The sequence below is a fragment of the Nocardia sp. NPDC019395 genome (assembly GCF_040632335.1).
Classification (GTDB): domain Bacteria; phylum Actinomycetota; class Actinomycetes; order Mycobacteriales; family Mycobacteriaceae; genus Nocardia.
In genome coordinates this window covers 142,109-159,458 of record NZ_JBEYBT010000011.1, presented here as the reverse complement: position 1 = coordinate 159,458, position 17,350 = coordinate 142,109, and the positions used below count along the sequence as shown (strand labels likewise).

Below are 17,350 nucleotides of genomic sequence, written 5' to 3'. Positions count from 1 at the left end.
CCGGGTCCAGCGACGATGCCGGGTCCAGCGACGATGCCGGGTCCAGCGACGATGCCGGGTCCAGCGACGATGCCGGGTCCAGCGACGATGCCGGGTCCAGCGACGATGCCGGGTCCAGCGACGATGCCGGGTCCAGCGACGATGCCGGGTCCAGCGACGATGCCGGGAGCGGATACCGCGGTTGTGCTGTGGTTATTGGGGGGCGGCGCGGGTTCGGGCTTTACTTTCAGATGTCGCGCTGAACTCGGTGGCGGGGTTGGGCGGATTTCACGCTCGGGAGCGGGGGATCGACGCGGCGGTGCAGCCCGTTCGGGGTGCACCGCCGCGTCGATTGTTCAGCGGGCGGGGGTCACCAGATTTTGACGCGCTCCTCGGGGGCCAGATAGAGGGCGTCTTCGGGGGTCAGTTCGAAGGCCTCGTGGAAGGCGTCGATATTGCGCACCACGGCGTTGCAGCGGAACTCCGGCGGGGAGTGTGGATCCACGGCGAGGCGGCGGACGGCCTCCTCCGGGCGGGATTTCGTCCGCCAGACCTGGGCCCAGCCGAAGAACACCCGCTGCAGTCCGGTCAGGCCGTCGATCACCGGGGCCTCCTGACCGTCGAGGGAGATCCGGTAGGCCTGGAGCGCGATCGACAGACCGCCGAGATCGCCGATGTTCTCGCCGATGGTGAACTCGCCGTTCACGGTGTGCTCGTCCGGGAGATCGCTGGGGGAGAGCACGTCGTACTGGTCGATCAGCGCGCGAGTGCGCTTACCGAACTCGGCACGATCGTCCTCGGTCCACCAATCGACCATATTGCCGTCGCCGTCGTATTTCGCACCCTGATCGTCGAAACCGTGGCCGATCTCGTGACCGATCACCGCGCCGATACCGCCGTAGTTGGCGGCGTCGTCGGCGTTCATATCGAAGAACGGAGGTTGCAGGATGGCGGCCGGGAAGACGATCTCGTTCATTCCCGGGTTGTAGTAGGCGTTCACTGTCTGCGGTGTCATGAACCATTCGTCGCGGTCCACGGGGCCACCCAGTTTGTTCAGATCCCGGTCGTGTTCGGCGGCGTACCCGCGCCGGTAGTTGCCCACCAGATCGGTGGGATCCACCGAAACGGCGGAGTAGTCGCGCCAGCGGTCCGGGTATCCGATCTTGGGGGTGAACTTCTCCAGCTTCGCCAGCGCGGCCTGGCGGGTGGCCGGGGTCATCCACTCCAGATCGGCGATATTGCGGCGGTAGGCCTCTCGCAGGTTCTCCACCAGCCGCACCATCGCGGCCTTGGCCTCCGGCGGGAAGTGCTCGGCGACATAGAGTTTGCCCACGGCCTCGCCGAGCAGATCCTGTACCAGCGAAACCCCGCGCTTCCACCGCTCCCGGTTCTCCTGGGCGCCGGTCAGGGTGCGACCGTAGAAATCGAAACTCTCCTCGACCACGGCCTCGGTGAGGTAGGGCGCGCGGGCCCGGAGAACCCGCCACTGCGCCCACAACCGCCATTCCGATACCGGCACCGACTCCCAGGTCTGCGCGAAAGTACGCAGGTAATCCGGTTGCCGGACAACCAGTTCCGACAGCAGCAGCGAACCGTCGGCGGAGACGCCCGCGGCCAGCCCGTCGGTCCAGGCACCCCAATCGAATTCCGGATTGCGCTCGGCGAGTTCGGTGAATGTCGTGAGGTTGTAGCTCAGTTCGGCGTCGCGCCGGCGCACCACATCCCAGTGCCCGGCGGCGAGTTTGCGCTCCAGTTCGAATACCCGCGCCCCCGCCGATTCCGTATCCAGTAGCTCCGCGATACGCGGATCGGCGGCGGCCAGGGCGAACATGCGGTCGATATGGGCGATATAGCGTTCGCGCACCTCCGCGTAGTCGTCGGACCGGTAGTAGGACTCATCGGGCAGGCCGATACCGGATTGTGTCGCGTAGACCAGGTAGCGCTGCGAATTCTTGTCATCGGTATCGACGTAGACGGCGACAGCACCGGACACACCGGTGCGCTGCAGCCGGCCCAGCAACGCCGCGAACTCACTCCGGCCGGTGGTGCGGGCCAAATCCCCGAGTTCCTCGGCGATCGGCGCCAGACCGGCCGTTTCCACGGCCGCGGAGTCCATGAACGACGAGTACAGGTCGGCGATCTTGCGGGCATCGCTACCCGGCTCGCCCGCGGCGGAGCGGATGATCTCCTGGACATCCAGTTCCGCCTGGTCGTACAGCTTGCGGAAAGCACCGTCCACCGCCCGGTCCGCCGGGATTTCGTACCCGGCCAGCCAGGCGCCGTTGACATGCGTGAACAGGTCGTCCTGCACCCGCACAGCCGGGGCGAGATGGGTCAGATCGATACCGGAGGGGCTGGTCACGTCGGAAGTCACGCAATCCAGTATGCCGGTGCCCGGTGTGCCGCGACGTGATGTGCGTTCGGCCGGTCCGCTCAATTCGTCGGTTCGGGCGGTACGAGAGTCTCCCCGAACTGGTCTTCCAGGTGCTGCTGGAACCGCTCGTCACACTGTGTGATCGCCGCCTGATCAGTCCCGGCTCGTTCGAGGCAACCGACGTAGTCGTCGCCTCCGACGTCGTTCCAGAAACCCCAGAGGAGTACTCCGCACACGATCGCCGCCACGATGGCGACCACCCCGAGAATCAACGAGACGACAGCCATGACCCCGCCGCCCGCGGTGCCCCGGCGCGCCTTCACCATGGCGATGGCGCCGAGAACCACGGCGACGAGCCCGAAGAAGATCCCGCCCGCGACTGTGCAGAAACTCAGCGCCGCCAGAATCGCGAAGATCAGAGCCGCAACCGCCATCCCCTTGGTCTTGGGCGATTCCTGCCAGTACGGGGGCTCACCACCGGGTCCCGGATACGGGTCGGGTGCGGGGTAGCCCGCCGGTGGTGGGTAGGTCATACGTTTCTCCTCAGGTGAGCGGTCACGATCATCGACGGTGTCACGCCGGTGTGACCGTGGAGTTCGCCCACTCATTGTCGGCGGTCGCCCCGGCCCGGGTCGAGGCCCCCCGCCGGACCCCACGGCCGGAGCGGAGGCGGAGGTACGCAGAACGCGCACGGCCGGAGCGGAGGCGGAGGTACGCAGAACGCGCACGGCCGGAGCGGAGGCGGAGGTACGCCTATCCGGCACCGAGCCGGGCGTGCATCTCCCAGATGAGCACTTCGGCCGGTTCCGGGGCGATCAACCGCCGGCCACCGGAATAGCTGAGGCGCACCGCGTCGCCGGTGTCGAGCAGACCCACCCCCTCCATCTCGACCGCACCGCGCGCGACGAAGACATGAATATAGGGCGCGTCGGGCAGGTCCACGCTGGGCTCGGTATCCGGGGCCAGTTTCGCCACGTGCAGCGCCGAATGGCTGCTGTTGATGGCGATCGCGGCGCGATCGCGATACCGCGGCAGACCGGACGCAACCGTCACCAGCCCTCCGGCGGCAAGTTCGGCGTCGATCTCGAGTTGCTGGTATCCGGGCTCGATACCGGGGTCGTCGGGCATAACCCACATCTGCACGAAATGCACCGGCTCCTCGTGCTCGGACCGGCCGGAATCGACCCGCCAGGAGTCGTTCTTCTCCGAATGCCGGATTCCCGTACCGGCGCTCATCCGCTGCGCGAGACCCGGATAGATGACACCGCTGTGCCCCAGCGAATCCTGATGTACCAGCGACCCCTCCAGCACCCAGGTCACGATTTCCATATCGCGGTGCGGATGGGTGTCGAAGCCCTGACCGGGTAGAACGATATCGTCGTTGTTCACCAGCAGCAGGCCGTGATGGGTGTTCTCGGGATCGTAGTGCGAACCGAAGGAGAACGAGTGTTTGGAATCGAGCCAGGATATTCGCGTTTTCATCCGGTCGCCCGCGCGATGGACCTCGATATGCGGGGTCGGCGGTGTGGACATCACACGCCTCCTTTCCTGCTCGGGCACAATTACCTTTCCCGTAGGGAGTACCCCGATACCCCACTTCGTCGATCGTCCGCTCTCGGCATTTTACGCGAGCGACCTCGGGGTGAACGGCTGGTGAGCAACGGTCGGCGGCATTAGCGGTACGGCACGTACGCGGTGAAAATGGATATACCGGATCGGGAGGTGAAGGATGCGCCCCGAAGCACTTGCGCGGATCGAGCAGCGGCTGCGTGCCGGTGCGCGACGCGACGGCGTCACCGATCTGGTGGTCGGTGTCGCGGTATTCCGCGACGGCAGGCTGCTGGTGGTGCGCCGGGTGCCCGGTTCGGATCTCGGCGGAATGTACGAACTGCCGGGTGGCGGAGTAGAAGCCGGGGAAACACTGATCGAGAGCGCGGTGCGCGAACTCTATGAGGAGACCGGGTTGGTGGCCCGGTGTATCACCGAATTCCTCGGCTGGTTCGACTACGCGACCCGCACCAAACCCAAGGTGCGCAAGTTCAGCTTTCTCGCCGATGCCGAACCCGGTGAGATAACCCTGGAACCCGACGAACACGACGCGTACGCCTGGATCGACGCCGACGCGCTGGGCACCCTGCCGATGGCCCCGGATATGCGGGAGGCAGTCGATCTGCTGATCACCGAGGAGCGCGGACCGGCCGGAATACGTTCGGGACCGCCCAACAGGTAGCGTCGCGGCCGTGTCCAGCGCTGCGCCCGAACCCTGCACGCCGGATCAGATAGCCGAGACGGGCGAGCACAAGCACAGCCTGGGCGCGGTGCGCGCCGCGATCCGGGCGAGCCCCGGTGCTGTCCGGTTGACCCTGATCCGGTTCACCAGCCAATTCGGCGACGGGATGTTCCAAGCGGCGCTGTCCGGGGCGATTCTGTTCAACCCGGAACGCGAAACCGACCCGCTGGCCGTCGCGGCCGGTTTCGCTGTGCTGCTGCTGCCCTATTCGGTGATCGGCCCCTACGCCGGCGCCCTGCTGGATCGGTGGGACCGCAGGCTGGTGCTGCTGATCGCCAACATCATGCGGGTGATCTTGATCGTCGCTGTGGCGCTCGGGCTGCTGGCCGGTATCGGGGCGAGCCCGTTACTGCTGGCGGCGCTGGCGGTGGTCGGGATCAGCCGCTTCACCGCGGCGGGTGTGTCGGCGGCGCTGCCCCGAGTGCTGGCCCAGCGATGGCTGGTACCCGCCAACTCGGTGCTGGCGACGGCGGGTTCGGCATGCGCGGCGGTGGGCGCGGCCGGGGCGGTGGCCCTTATCGGCGCGGTGGGCGCCGGTGATACCGGCTCGGCGGTGGCGGTCGCGGTGAGCGCGGCCGGTTCGGTGGCCGGGGTAGTACTCGCCGCCGGGTTCCGGCCGCGGACGCTCGGCCCGGAATCGGCGGCCGGCGATACGGTGGGCGCGCTGCACGCCGTGCTCACGGGGCTGGTGGTCGGAGCGCGGGCCGTGCGGCGATCGGCCGACGTATCCACCGCCATGATCGGGATCGGTACCCACCGAATCGTTTTCGGCGCCAACACGTTGATCATGGTGCTGGTTCTGCGGGAATCGCCGTCCGGCGGAACCACCGGCGAGGGCGGGCTCATCGGTTTCGGAGTCGCGATCACCGCGACCGCGGCCGGTATGCTCCTCGCCGCCCTGCTGACCCCGTTCCTGATCCCGCGATTCGGCCGGTCGCGCACGGTGCTGCTCGGACTTTCCGGCGCGATAGCGGTGCAACTCGCGCTGGTCCTGCCCACCGCGCTGGCCGACTCCGCGAACGCTACCCACCACGCCCACCGGCTGCTGCTCGCCGGGGCATTTCTGTTCGGCCTGGCCGGGCAGATGATCAAACTCACCGGCGACGCGGCCATGCAGATCGATATCGCCGACGATCGGCGCGGCCAGGTGTTCGCCCTGCAGGACACCGTGTTCAATATCGGCTTCGTGCTGGCGGTCGCGCTGACCGCGGTGGTCGTGCCGGCGGACGGCCGGTCGGTCGCGGTCGTGCTGGCCGGCGCGGGCTGCTACGGGGCCGGCATCGTCGCACTGCTGCTGAACAATCGCCGGCCCGGGGGACGGTCCCGGGCCGGCGGCAACGGTTGACCCCGAGCCGTCCATGAGCCGGCGGTTTCGCCGGTACGGAGATCGCATTCGGCGGAAGCCGGCGAACCGATCGAGGGGTATCGCACCGGCCCGCCGGGCGGGAACAATGGAGTGCGGCGGAAGGAGGATCGGTGGGACTCGACCTGAACAGCGACCTCGGTGAAGGTTTCGGGGCATGGCATATGGCGGATGACGTCGCCATGCTGAATATCGTCACCAGTGCGAATATCGCCTGCGGATTCCACGCCGGCGATCCCTCCATCATGCGGCGAACGTGTTCACTCGCGGTGGAGAAAGGGGTCCGGATCGGGGCGCATATCGGATACCGCGATCTGGCAGGGTTCGGGCGGCGGGCACTGGCAGTCGCACCGGCGGAACTGCGGGACGAAACGCTGTACCAGATCAGTGCCCTGGACGGATTCGCCCGGGCAGCGGGGGACAGGGTCCGATATGTGAAACCGCACGGAGCGCTCTACCATGCCGCTGCCGCGCAACCCGAGCTCGCCGATGCCGTCCTCTCCGCGATGCGCGAGCACGATCCGGCACTCGCCCTCCTCGGCCCCGCCGGCACTCAGCTGCAGGAGTCGGCCGCGCTCGCGGGTATCCGATTCCTGAGCGAGGGGTTCGCCGACCGCGCGTATACCGCCACGGGCGGGCTGGCCCCACGCGATACCCCGGGCGCCGTGCTGGACCCGGATACGGCGCTGGCCCAGGCGGTGACCCTGGCGGAAACCGGTACCGCACGGGTCGCGGGTGGCGGCGGCACGGTGACCGTATCGCCGGACAGTATCTGCGTACACGGCGATACCCCGGCCGCGGTCCAGATGGCTCGGCGAATTCGTTCCGCGCTCGAGGATGCGGGGATCGCGGTAGCGTCGTTCGCCTGATCGAACTGGAACGGGGTGAGTGATCTGTCGCGGGCTCCACGAACGCGGGAAGCGGCGACCCCAACGGTGCCGGTGCGGTCCGCCGGCGACCGGGCACTGCTGCTGACCCCGCACCCGGACCGGGTAGCCGCCCTGACCGCCGCGCTCGCCGAGCGGTCGCTGCCCGGTGTCGTCGACCTGCTGCCCGCGGCGGAAACCGTTCTGGTGACCTTGGATTCGGCGGTATCCACGCACCGGTGGCGGGCGGAATTCGAGCGGTTGGTCGGCTCGGTGAACGAGGCCGATTCCGGCGATGTTTCCCGTGGAACATTGCCGCGGACGGCCGAGCCCGTGCGGATTCCGGTCCACTATGACGGACCCGACCTCGAAGACGTGGCCCGCGCGCTCGATATCACGCCGGAGGAGGTCGTCGCCGCGCATACCGGAACGGTGTGGCGCTGCGCCTTCGTCGGGTTCGCACCCGGGTTCGGTTATCTGGGCTCCCCGGACGGACGCCTGACCGTCGGGCGCCGCGCCGCGGCCCGCACCCGGATCCCGGCCGGTGCAGTCGCGCTGGCCGGCGGCTATTCGGCGGTCTACCCGCGGGAAACACCTGGGGGCTGGCAACTCATCGGACATACCGAGCTGACCATGTGGGATACCGAACGCGATCCGCCCGCCCTGATCCGGGCCGGTCGATCCGTCCGATTCGTCGACGCGGAGTCCGGGAAATGATCGTTATCGAGGAGACCGGGCCACTGGCGACCGTCCAGGATCTCGGTCGTCCGGGCTGGTTCGATTCGGGAGTGGGCCCGGCCGGGGCCGCCGACCGGGGAGCTCTGCGGCTGGCCAATCGGCTGGTCGGAAACCCGGAAGATGCGGCCGGAATAGAGGTTCTGCTCGGCGGGCTGGTGCTGCACGCCGAGGACACCACACTCGTGGCGGTCACCGGGGCACCCGCACCTGCGACCGTCGACGGCACCCCGGTAGGCCATGCGAGCGTCTTGTGCCTCGCCCCGGGGGAATCGCTGCGGCTGGGCTACACCCGCGCCGGTCTGCGTAGCTATATCGGGATACGCGGCGGTGTCGATATCGCGCCGGTCCTGGGGTCGCGCAGCTACGACACGCTGTCCGGGATCGGGCCGCCACCACTGCGGTCGGGGTCGGTTTTCCCCGTCGGTACTCCGCCACCGGACTGGCCGAACGTCGATCAGGCCCCGCAATCCGAGCCGCCCGGACTGATGGAGATCCGCGCCCTCCTCGGTCCACGTGACGACTGGTTCACCGATCCCGCCGCCCTGTTCACCGGCCACTGGACGGTCAGTCCGGACAGCGATCGGGTCGGTGCCCGCCTCGACCGCGCCGACGGGCCGCCGCTGCGGCGCAACTCCTCGGCGGAACTCCCGACAGAGGGGGTGGCCCTCGGATCGGTACAGGTGCCGCCCAGCGGACAGCCCGTGATTTTCCTCGCCGACCATCCGATAACCGGGGGCTATCCGGTCATCGCGGTGGTCCTGGACGCGGATGTGGACCTGGTGGCGCAGGCCCGGCCCGGCCAGCGGATACGGTTCCGCCGCACGCGGAGCACGTGATCTGCCGCGGTCAGGCGGGCGGGGTCAGGCGGGCGTGCATGAGGTACACGTTGTAGGAATCCCACTCCGAAAGGGTGAAGTACAGATCCCGCGCCGTGGACCAGGGATGAATGAACCCGCCGTAGGCCTTGGGGTAGTCGGTGGTGGATACCAGCGGTACCGCCTCGGTCCAGATTCCCTGCGGTTCGGTAGCGGTCCGCAGCACGATCGCGCCCCGCGCCGGATCCAGGTACGACATCTGCCAGACACCCGACTCTTCGTCGAACCGAACCGAGAGTTCACTGGCAATACCCGGCACCAGCGGCGTTGCCAGATTCTCCGACGCCGGCGCCCAGGTACCGTTCACCCAGTACTGGTACGCGGATTCGTTCAGCACATCAGCCTTCGGCACCCGCGCCAGCCCGATCACACCGACCCGGCCGTTGGGCGTTCCGAACATGTACACGTAGTCGCCGTGCGGCACCATCGCCGCCACCTGGAACCGGCCCAGCCCGAACAGGTTCTCCCATCTGGCGTGCTGATCTTTGACCCAGGTGCTGCCGTTGTCGTCGGAGTAGGCGATACCGCCGTAATTCGTCCACCACAGGCCGGGTATCTTGCTCCAGCGGTTCACCGACATATAGCTGAGGTACTGACGGTCGCCGAGAGCGAAACCGGAGGTCGGGATGGTGGTCGTCTCCCAGTTCTTGATCTTCCGGCTGCCCAGTAGTTCCGCGGCGTGGCAGCGGCTGTCCTGGACCATGGAGTCCAGGGTCAGCCCGTCGGAAAGGTCCCGGTCGGTGCTGTGGGCGAGCACATTGCTGCGCCAATCCTCGTCGTCGCCGCCGGCGCCACCCGGCCCCCAGCCCTTACCGAAGGTATCGCCGAACACCACAGCGATCTCGCCGGGTTTCGTCTCCCACATCAAACCCAGATCCGTGCCGTCGACCTGCCAGCGCATATCGGTCCGATTCGACGAACCGTGGCCGGTCACCTGTTCGACCAACCGCACCGAATCCACCTGCGGCATCGTGGCGGCCGCGGCGACGGGTCCGGGTTCGGCCGGATGGACAACCGGCGGCGGCGCCGGTTGCGGTGGCTCTCCCTCTCCGCCGGGAACCGGAATCGGTATGGGTTCGATCTCCGGTTTGAACTGGATCTTCGGCAGTTTCACCGGATCGCCGGAACCCGAGCCGCTACCCGAGCCAGAACTGCTCCCGCTCGCCGAACCACTTCCCGAACCACTCGCCGGCGCATCCGGCGGCTTGATCTCGCCGTTCTCGGGAGCCTTCGGTTTCGGCGTATCGCGAATATCCGGGCACGGATTATGGCAGGGGTCCGCGGGCAGCGGCTCCGCGGCTATCCGCGTGTTGTCTTGCGGGGGATCGGGCACCGGCACCGGCGTGAACTGAGGCACCGGAATCGGTATATCGATCTGCGGCGGCACCGGCACCAACGGCGGAGGCGGCGCCGACGGATCCGGCTCCCGATCCAGCGGATCGAACCCCACCTCACCACATCCGTTCACCGGCGCCGGCTCCCACGGATGCGGCGCCCCCTGAGCAGACACCGGCACCACCGCTTGCCCGACAAGCACCAACCCCAACGACAACGCCACACACCCAGCCGCCCGCCCCTCTCGCCCCACCGGTGCGGTCGGGGCCCGCCCCGTGTCTGCAGCGACAGAGCGAAGGAGCGCAGCGACTGAGCGGCGGAGTGAAGACACGGGGTTAATAGGGCCCCGACCCGCGTCGCCGGAGGCGACGCCAAAGATACTGTTCAGCAGTTCACTGTCTCCTGTCGAGTCCCATTGTCGCAGTGAACCTACCCGAATCGGACAGCCGCAGCGTGCATTTGATCATCGGTACGCATCGGTAACTCCCGTGCCCGGCGCGGAGGGCTCATACGACCGGGAGATCGGCAACGTGACCCAGCCGACTCGATATAGTTTCGGGCGAGTCGGGCCAGTACTCTCGAAACCGATCATGGCGGCGTACCCGGATCCCCGATCGACTTCCCCGTTCTCACCCCTGTGGGCGGTCGACCTCGGCAAACGACTGTTCGAGCAGTCCCGGCTGGAACAGTGGATCAGCTATACCACCACCTGGGTGGAACCAGTGGCCGACCTCGGTGCCGGCACCGTCACAGCTTTGCTGCCCGACACCCTGCTCACCGTTCTCAGCGAGGGCATTCTGAGCCGGTTCGGTGGGCAGAAGATCAGCGCGACCCTGCTCGGCCATCAACTGACCGGCACATTGGACTTGCTGAAGGTGCGTCGCCGCGGCGCGCATTTCCAGGCCAAGGCGGTGCTGAAGGAGCTGAGCTGGGACAACCGGTCGATCCGCGAGGTCACCGTCGTCTCCCATGAGGTGCGGCTCGTACCGGGCGTGCCGACCCGGGTCCGCGCCAACCGGGTGGATATCGACGGCACCGTCGCCCTGGAAACCGTCCTCGGCTGGCTCGCGTCCCGGCAGCGGGAGTGGGAGTGGGAGTGGGAGCTGTCGGCGACCGAACAGGGGCTCGTGCGCGCGGTGCACCGGCGCCGCCGGATCAGCGCCGAACTGGATGCCTCGATCGCCGATGACATCCTGCGAGTCGACGTGCGGCGGGCCAACTGGCTCGGTATGCCCGTACCCCGGCGGTGGCGGACCATGAGCCCCGTCGGAATACCCGAACTGCCTCGCGGCGCACGGATCGTACGCGCCGTCCGGGACGGTGACCTGGTCCGGTTCCGGATCGAAGTAGCCCCGGTCAGCGGGTCGTTCGATCTGGCGCAGATCCGCTCGGCCATCGTCGCCGGCACCACCCTGATCGTGTTCTGACCGGGCAGCTCACTGCTGGGTCTGCCACCACGCACGCAGCGCGGCCACGGCCTCCTCATGGGTCAGCGGACCGCGATCCAGGCGCAGTTCCTTCAGATACCGCCACGCACGGCCCACCTCCGGGCCCGGTGGCAGTCCGAGCAGCTCCATGATCGCGTTTCCGTCCAGGTCCGGGCGGACGCGAGCCAGATCCTCCTGCTCCTGCAGCCGCGCGATCCGCTCCTCGAGCTCGTCGTAGGTGGCGCGCAGCGCGGCGGCACGCCGTTTGTTGCGGGTGGTGCAATCGGCGCGGACCAGCTTGTGCAGCCGCGGCAGCAACTCCCCGGCGTCGGTGACATAGCGGCGGACCGCCGAATCGGTCCACTGCCCCTTCCCATAACCGTGGAACCGCAGGTGCAGGAAAACCAGCCGCGCCACATCCTCGGTGAACTGTTTCGGATACTTCAGTGCCCGCAGCCGCTTACGGACCATTTTCGCGCCCACGACCTCGTGGTGGTGGAAACTGACACCGCCACCCGGCTCGTTGCGTTTGGTATCCGGTTTGCCGATATCGTGCAGCAGCGCCGCCCAGCGCAGCACCAGGTCCGGATCGCCTTCCTCCTGGTCGATCGCCTGATCCAGCACCGTCAGCGAATGCCAATAGACGTCTTTGTGCTGGTGGTGCTCGTCGATCTCCAATTTCATTTCCGGCACCTCGGGCAGTACCCGCTGCGCCAGACCTGTTTCACACATCATGTTGATGCCGTCGATCGGATAGGCGCCCCCGACCAGCTTGTCCAGTTCCGTGCGGACCCGTTCCGCGGTGATCCGATCGATTTCCGGGGCCATCTCGGTGATCGCGGCCCGCACCCGCGGATGCGGCTCGAATCCGAGCTGGGAAACGAAACGAGCCGCGCGCAACATCCGCAGCGGATCATCGTTGAACGAGTCCTCGGGGGCGGCCGGTGTATCCAGCACCCCCGCCAGCAACGCCTCGATCCCGTTCAACGGATCGACGAATTCCAGCGCACCGTCCGCGGCGATCTTCACTGCCATGGCGTTGACGGTGAAATCGCGGCGAACGAGATCACCTTCCAGACTGTCCCCGAAACTGACCTGCGGATTCCGCGAAACCCGGTCATAGGTGTCACTCCGGAATGTGGTGATTTCCAGCTGCTGACCATTCTTGGCCGCACTCACCGTCCCGAACACCAGCCCACCGGTATCCCACAACTGATCCGCCCAGCCGTCCAGCAAATGCTGCACCTGCTCGGGCCGCGCATCGGTGGTGAAATCCAGATCGGTACCGAGCCGCCCCAGGATCGCGTCCCGCACACTGCCCCCGACCAAATACAGGTGGAAACCATGGGCGGCGAATATCTCCCCCAGCGGGGTCAGCACATCGGAAAGCCGGCCCAGCGTGATCGCCGCCGCGGCGAGCAAACGGGTACGGCGATCCAGCACAGCGTCGTCGGACTCGGTCGAAACCACAAAAGAACCATACTGTGCCCATTTGCGTGCCTCCGGCGCGCTGGGTAGGCCCCGCGCCGTACCGAACGTGACCAGCAGCGGCCCGAACATACCCAGCGGCCGTCCGAACGTGCCCAGCGGCGGTGCCGAGTTCAGCGAGGCCCTTGGAGGTTTTGGCCCGCGTCGCCTTTGAGCCCTCGAAGTGCATGCGGCGCAGCCGCGAGTCTCGAGGGCTGAAAGGCGACGCCAAGGGGGGCCGAAACCCGCGGCGCCGAAGGCGCCGCAAATAGACACTGCTCTAGTATTGCGTAGTGTCTCCGGCCGATCGCGCGAACAGTCGACGCCGCCAGCCCCGGCGCCGTGGTTCGGCCGGTGGTGCGGCGAAACCTCGTATGCGCACCGTGCGGGAGACCTCGGCCGGGGGGTTGGTCGTCGATGGTTTGGACGGTCCGCCGGATCGGCGTTGCGCCGCATTGATCGGCCGGACCGACCGTCGCGGACGGCTGCTATGGTCGCTGCCCAAAGGTCATATCGAAGAAGGCGAAACCTCGGAGCAGACAGCTATCCGGGAGGTCGCCGAGGAAACCGGTATTCAGGGCGTGGTGGTCGCCGAATTGGGCAGTATCGATTACTGGTTCGTCACCGAGGGGCGGCGGGTACACAAGACAGTGCACCATTTTCTGCTGCGTTCGGTCGGTGGCGAACTATCCGACGCGGATGTAGAGGTCACCCAGGTCGACTGGGTGCCGTTGAGTGAATTGAACTCCAGGCTGGCCTACGCGGACGAGCGCAGGCTGGCCGAGGTGGCGAACCGCCTGATCGACCGGATGGAGACCGGTAAACGATGACGCGTGGACCGAGTCGGATCGTGCTCGCGATCCTGACCATCCTCGTTGCGGTGACGGCGCTGTCCGCGCTGCCCGCTTCCCTGGCGCATGCCCAGCCGACGGGGTCCGCGGAGGATGCCACGGCCCCGCAGTTCTTGAAGTTGTCCCTGGATTCCGTGAGTCCGGGCACGGTGACCACCTCCAGCGAACCGATGCTGACGGTGACCGGAACGGTCACCAATATCGGTGACCGCGGGGTGGACGCCGTCGCCGTCCGGGTTCAGCGGTCGCGGCCGGTGGCCGATCCCAGCGAACTGCGCACCACGTTGAAGCTGGACCAGGTGAATTACGACTACCCCACACCGTTCCAGGACATCGCGGGGCGGATGGAGCCCGGTCAGCGTCAGCAGTTCACCCTGTCGGTACCGCTGCGGGACGGGTCGGGGAATTCGCTGAACATCACCGAGCCCGGTGTCTATCCGCTGTTGCTGAATGTCAACGGGACCCCGGACTACGGCGGCCAGGCACGTTTGGACGATGCCCGGTTCCTGCTGCCGGTACTCGGCCTGCCCGCGGCCACGGACGGTAGCGCCCCGCCGCTGCCCGCGCCGGCGAATCCACCGGTTTCGGCCACTCTGCTGTGGCCGCTGGCCGATCGGCCGCGCATGGTGGCCGGTCAGACCGGTGAACTCGACCGGACGCCCGAACTGGCCGATGACGAGCTGGCGGCCTCGCTGGGCCGCGGTGGGCGGCTGGACGAGCTCGTCGGGGCGCTGGAATCGGAACTCGGTGACGAGCGCGGCGACGACGGTCCGTCCTCTGCCGTATGCCTGGCCGTCGACCCCGATCTGCTACTCAGTGTTCAGGCGATGACCAGCGATTACCGGGTGCTGGCCAGCCCCTCGGATCCGGACGGCGCGACGCGGCCGGGTACCGGGACCGAAGCCGCGAAACAATGGCTGGACCGGTTGCGCGGCCTCGCCTCCTCGATGTGCACGGTGGCGCTGCCGTTCGCCCAGGTCGATATCGCGGCGCTGGCGGCGGCCAATGATCCGGCGCTCACCGCCCGGGCATTGGAAGCGCCCGCGTCGATCGTCGATTCGATCCTCAACACCCGGTCGGTGCGCGGTGTGAGCGTGCCGGATGCCGGCAGTCTGGACCCCGCGGCGGCGCAACTGCTGAAGTCGCACGGATTCGGTACCGCGGTGCTGGCGGGTTCCGCGGTCGCGCCGGAAGGCGGGGCCGGCGATCCGTACGCCGCGGTTCCCGACCTGGTCCGATTGCCGGGGGTAGCGGGGTCTCCGGCTCCCGCCCCGGGCGATCCGGCCGAGCGGGAAGAGGCGGTGCCGGCCGGGAATCCGACGGCGGCCGGGGAGCAGCCGGGCAACGCACTGTCCGAGACCCAGGCGCCGGCGCAGCCGAACCAGGCAGGTAGTGGGGCCGCCTCGACAGGCGATCCGGCGTTACGGGTGGCGAACTTCGATATCTGGCCCGCCGCCGCACTCGCCGGTATCGGTTCCAACCCGCCGACCCCGGCGTATGTGCCCGAACAGGCGCGTTACCCGGTGACCAACGATTCGCGCAGCGCCCGTCTGCAGGACGCGCTCGGCGCTGTGTCGTGGCAGGCGCTGCACCCGGCCCCCGGACGGCCACGCTCACAACTGATCATGCCGCCGCAGCAGTGGGGCGCGAACCGGGACGAGGCCGGCGCGCTGCTGCACCAGCTCGAGTTGCTGGTGGAGAACAAACTGGTGGATCCGCGGCCGTTCGATGATCTCGTCGGCCAGTCGCCGGATCCCGCGCCCTATCAGCTGTCGCCGCTCCCGGACGCCGCCATGGAGGCGGTGCCCGGTCATTTCGCACCGCAGGCGCGCGACCAGTCACATCGGATCACGCAGCTGATGCAGGCCATGGTGGAGGTCCCCGATACCCAGCCGACACCGGCCGCGTTCCTGAACCCGTTGCGCGACGATCTGGTGCGAGCACTGTCGCTGTCCGACCGGCGCGGTGGCCCGACCGCGCAGGCCGAGGTGTTCGCGCAACGGCGCATCGAGAAGGCGACCGCGGCGGTGGACGAGATCTATCGATCGGTGACGGTGCTACCGCCGGGCGGTGTGTACACGCTGGCTTCGGAGTCGAGCCCGCTGCTGCTGGTGGCGCGAAACGATCTGCCCATTTCGGTGCGTATCCGGTTCCGGATAGACGCACCACCGGAAACCAAGATCACCGATATCGGCGAGCAGTTGCTCCCACCCAGGGGCACTCGCTCGTTCCAGATCCCCAGCGAGGTCAGCGACAGCCGCAACCTCGTGGTCCCCATATCGCTGAGCACACCCGAAGGGGTGCCGCTCGGCCATGCGACCTCGATCTCGGTCCGTTCGAACGCCTACGGCCAGATTCTGGCGATCATCACCGCGTGTGCGGCCGCATTGCTCTTCTTGCTCGCCGGTCGCCGCCTGTGGCGGCGTTTCCACGGCGAACACGATCCGGCCGATAAGGGCGTGGATCCGGGGGTCCGGCGGCGGGTCATCCGGCTGGGCCGGGCTCGGCGCCGGAAGACCACCCCGCCCGGACCCGAGTTGAGTGACGAGGCGCTACGTGCCGGCCACCGGCCGGAAGGCCGCCGGGAACGGGTGTAGCGGCGACCGGCAGCCGGATGGGCCGGCCGCCGGTAACCAGGGGAGGATGACCCGCGCCCACGACCCGTGGAAGATAGAGGGATGCGCGCACCGGCTGTCCGGGTTCGTCCCGGCACCGGTGCGCGGTCGGATACGTCATACCGAACCTGCCGTACGGTTCGTTGCGCGCGGCGGATCGGACGAAGTGTTCGGCACGACACAGGTGACAACCGGCAAGCGGGGGTCCGGGCGATACAGGAGGCATGATGAGCGACGATGAATCCTCCGCTCATCGGCAGCAGCCCGGTCGACAACCCGACGGTCCACGAGGCCGGCGGGCCCCCATCGCACCGTGGGAGCGGGCGCAGCCGGCTCCGGGATCGGAGCCGGAGATGAGCAGCCGGCCGCACGAGACCGACCGGAGCCGGGAACCGTTCCGGGAGTCGCCGCCGCAGGTGCGCCGATCCGAGCGACCGGCCGAACCGCCGCGTCCGGCCCCGCCCGATCAGCGGGGCCCGCGTCCGGGTCCGCATCCGGGCGAGGATCGGTACGCCCCGAACCGGCAGCGGCATCCCGAGCCGGACGCCCGTCCGCCCGCCCCCGGACGCCCCCAGAACCCGCCGGGCGGCTCCCGGGCCCCGATGCGCCCCGAACCACGCTCGGCCCCGCCCTCGGGCTCCCGTCCCGCGGTACCCCCCGGAAACCCACCCTCCGGCTCCCGGCCCGCGGCACCCCCCGCGAACCGGCCCGCGGCATTTCGTCCCGCGGCACCACCCGCTGGGCGCCCGCAGCCCGGCAGGCCGCAGCCGGTCCGCGGGGCGGAACGCCCCGGACCCGCGGATCCCGACGCGATCGCACCTCCGAACCGCTCCCGGACCGAACCCGGTCCCCCCGCGGGCGGCCTCCCTTCCGAACCTTTCCCGGCCCAGCGGATGCGCCCGGTTCAGCAGAATCAGCCCCCGGGCCGGCCACCGGGCGCCACCGGGCGGCAGAACCCGCCGCCCGCACCCGGCCGGCCTCCGGGCGCACCGGGACCACAGCGTCAGCCGAACCCGCAGGCACCGCGACCGGGGCGGCCGCAGCCGCCCCCCGACCGCGCGGCACCGCCGTCGCAACCGCTGCGTCAGGCGCCACCTGCTCCCGAACCGCGACGCGCCGCCCCTGTACGAGTTCCGGCGACTGCTGATCGCGACCGGCCGCGCACCGGGC

Annotated in this window: 14 protein-coding genes; 9 read left to right on the top strand and 5 right to left on the bottom strand. The window is 68.5% G+C overall.

Translation table 11 applies throughout. The features are described from left to right. Positions 1-242, top strand: a 242-nt coding sequence (locus tag ABZ827_RS22880; RefSeq protein ID WP_357239980.1) for a hypothetical protein, incomplete at its 5' end; no start/stop codon positions are given. A gap of 107 nt (positions 243-349) precedes the next feature. On the opposite strand, the gene ABZ827_RS22875 is transcribed toward ABZ827_RS22880, so the two are convergent. The 3 genes from ABZ827_RS22875 to ABZ827_RS22865 form a co-directional block, all read right to left on the bottom strand. Then, positions 350-2,353 carry a M13-type metalloendopeptidase gene (locus tag ABZ827_RS22875; protein ID WP_357239977.1) on the bottom strand — a complete coding sequence of 668 codons (2,004 nt, stop codon included), beginning with the start codon at positions 2,351-2,353 and terminating at the stop codon, positions 350-352. Between the two features lie 59 nt (positions 2,354-2,412). Then, positions 2,413-2,886 carry a DUF4190 domain-containing protein gene (locus tag ABZ827_RS22870; RefSeq protein WP_357239974.1) on the bottom strand — a complete coding sequence of 158 codons (474 nt, stop codon included), beginning with the start codon at positions 2,884-2,886 and terminating at the stop codon, positions 2,413-2,415. A gap of 220 nt (positions 2,887-3,106) precedes the next feature. Beyond that, positions 3,107-3,886: a pirin family protein gene (locus tag ABZ827_RS22865; RefSeq protein WP_357239971.1), complete on the bottom strand. Its 780-nt coding sequence runs from the start codon at positions 3,884-3,886 to the stop codon at positions 3,107-3,109. A 196-nt stretch (positions 3,887-4,082) separates the two neighbouring features. On the opposite strand from ABZ827_RS22865, the gene ABZ827_RS22860 reads away from it, so the two are divergent. The 5 genes from ABZ827_RS22860 to ABZ827_RS22840 all read left to right on the top strand — a co-directional run bounded on the left by ABZ827_RS22860 (position 4,083) and on the right by ABZ827_RS22840 (position 8,446). After that, positions 4,083-4,583, top strand: coding sequence for an NUDIX domain-containing protein (locus tag ABZ827_RS22860; RefSeq protein WP_357239969.1), 501 nt, complete (start codon positions 4,083-4,085; stop codon positions 4,581-4,583). Between the two features lie 49 nt (positions 4,584-4,632). Beyond that, positions 4,633-5,988 carry an MFS transporter gene (locus ABZ827_RS22855; protein WP_357240015.1) on the top strand — a complete coding sequence of 452 codons (1,356 nt, stop codon included), beginning with the start codon at positions 4,633-4,635 and terminating at the stop codon, positions 5,986-5,988. A 131-nt stretch (positions 5,989-6,119) separates the two neighbouring features. Then, on the top strand, positions 6,120-6,875 hold the full coding sequence (locus ABZ827_RS22850) for a 5-oxoprolinase subunit PxpA (protein WP_357239966.1): 756 nt from the start codon (positions 6,120-6,122) through the stop codon (positions 6,873-6,875). A 24-nt stretch (positions 6,876-6,899) separates the two neighbouring features. Further along, entirely contained in the window at positions 6,900-7,589 is a 690-nt protein-coding gene (locus ABZ827_RS22845; RefSeq protein WP_357240012.1) for an allophanate hydrolase subunit 1, read from the top strand. After that, complete coding sequence (locus tag ABZ827_RS22840; RefSeq protein WP_357239963.1) at positions 7,586-8,446, top strand: biotin-dependent carboxyltransferase family protein; 861 nt, start codon at positions 7,586-7,588, stop codon at positions 8,444-8,446. Before ABZ827_RS22845 ends, ABZ827_RS22840 begins: the two co-directional genes overlap by 4 nt. A gap of 10 nt (positions 8,447-8,456) precedes the next feature. On the opposite strand, the gene ABZ827_RS22835 is transcribed toward ABZ827_RS22840, so the two are convergent. Continuing rightward, positions 8,457-9,995 carry a DUF4185 domain-containing protein gene (locus ABZ827_RS22835; RefSeq protein WP_357239960.1) on the bottom strand — a complete coding sequence of 513 codons (1,539 nt, stop codon included), beginning with the start codon at positions 9,993-9,995 and terminating at the stop codon, positions 8,457-8,459. A 415-nt stretch (positions 9,996-10,410) separates the two neighbouring features. Between ABZ827_RS22835 and ABZ827_RS22830 the strand changes: the two genes are divergently transcribed. After that, entirely contained in the window at positions 10,411-11,247 is an 837-nt protein-coding gene (locus ABZ827_RS22830; RefSeq protein WP_357239957.1) for a hypothetical protein, read from the top strand. A gap of 9 nt (positions 11,248-11,256) precedes the next feature. On the opposite strand, the gene ABZ827_RS22825 is transcribed toward ABZ827_RS22830, so the two are convergent. Further along, positions 11,257-12,717, bottom strand: a complete 1,461-nt coding sequence (locus ABZ827_RS22825; RefSeq protein WP_357239953.1) for a CCA tRNA nucleotidyltransferase — start codon at positions 12,715-12,717, stop codon at positions 11,257-11,259. Positions 12,718-13,007: 290 nt separating this feature from the next. Here ABZ827_RS22825 and ABZ827_RS22820 point away from each other — a divergent pair, with 290 nt between their 5' ends. Beyond that, positions 13,008-13,544 carry an NUDIX hydrolase gene (locus tag ABZ827_RS22820; RefSeq protein WP_357239950.1) on the top strand — a complete coding sequence of 179 codons (537 nt, stop codon included), beginning with the start codon at positions 13,008-13,010 and terminating at the stop codon, positions 13,542-13,544. Further along, positions 13,541-16,162, top strand: coding sequence for a DUF6049 family protein (locus ABZ827_RS22815; protein ID WP_357239947.1), 2,622 nt, complete (start codon positions 13,541-13,543; stop codon positions 16,160-16,162). The genes ABZ827_RS22820 and ABZ827_RS22815 overlap by 4 nt, the downstream gene beginning before the upstream one ends. Positions 16,163-17,350: the final 1,188 nt, after the last annotated feature.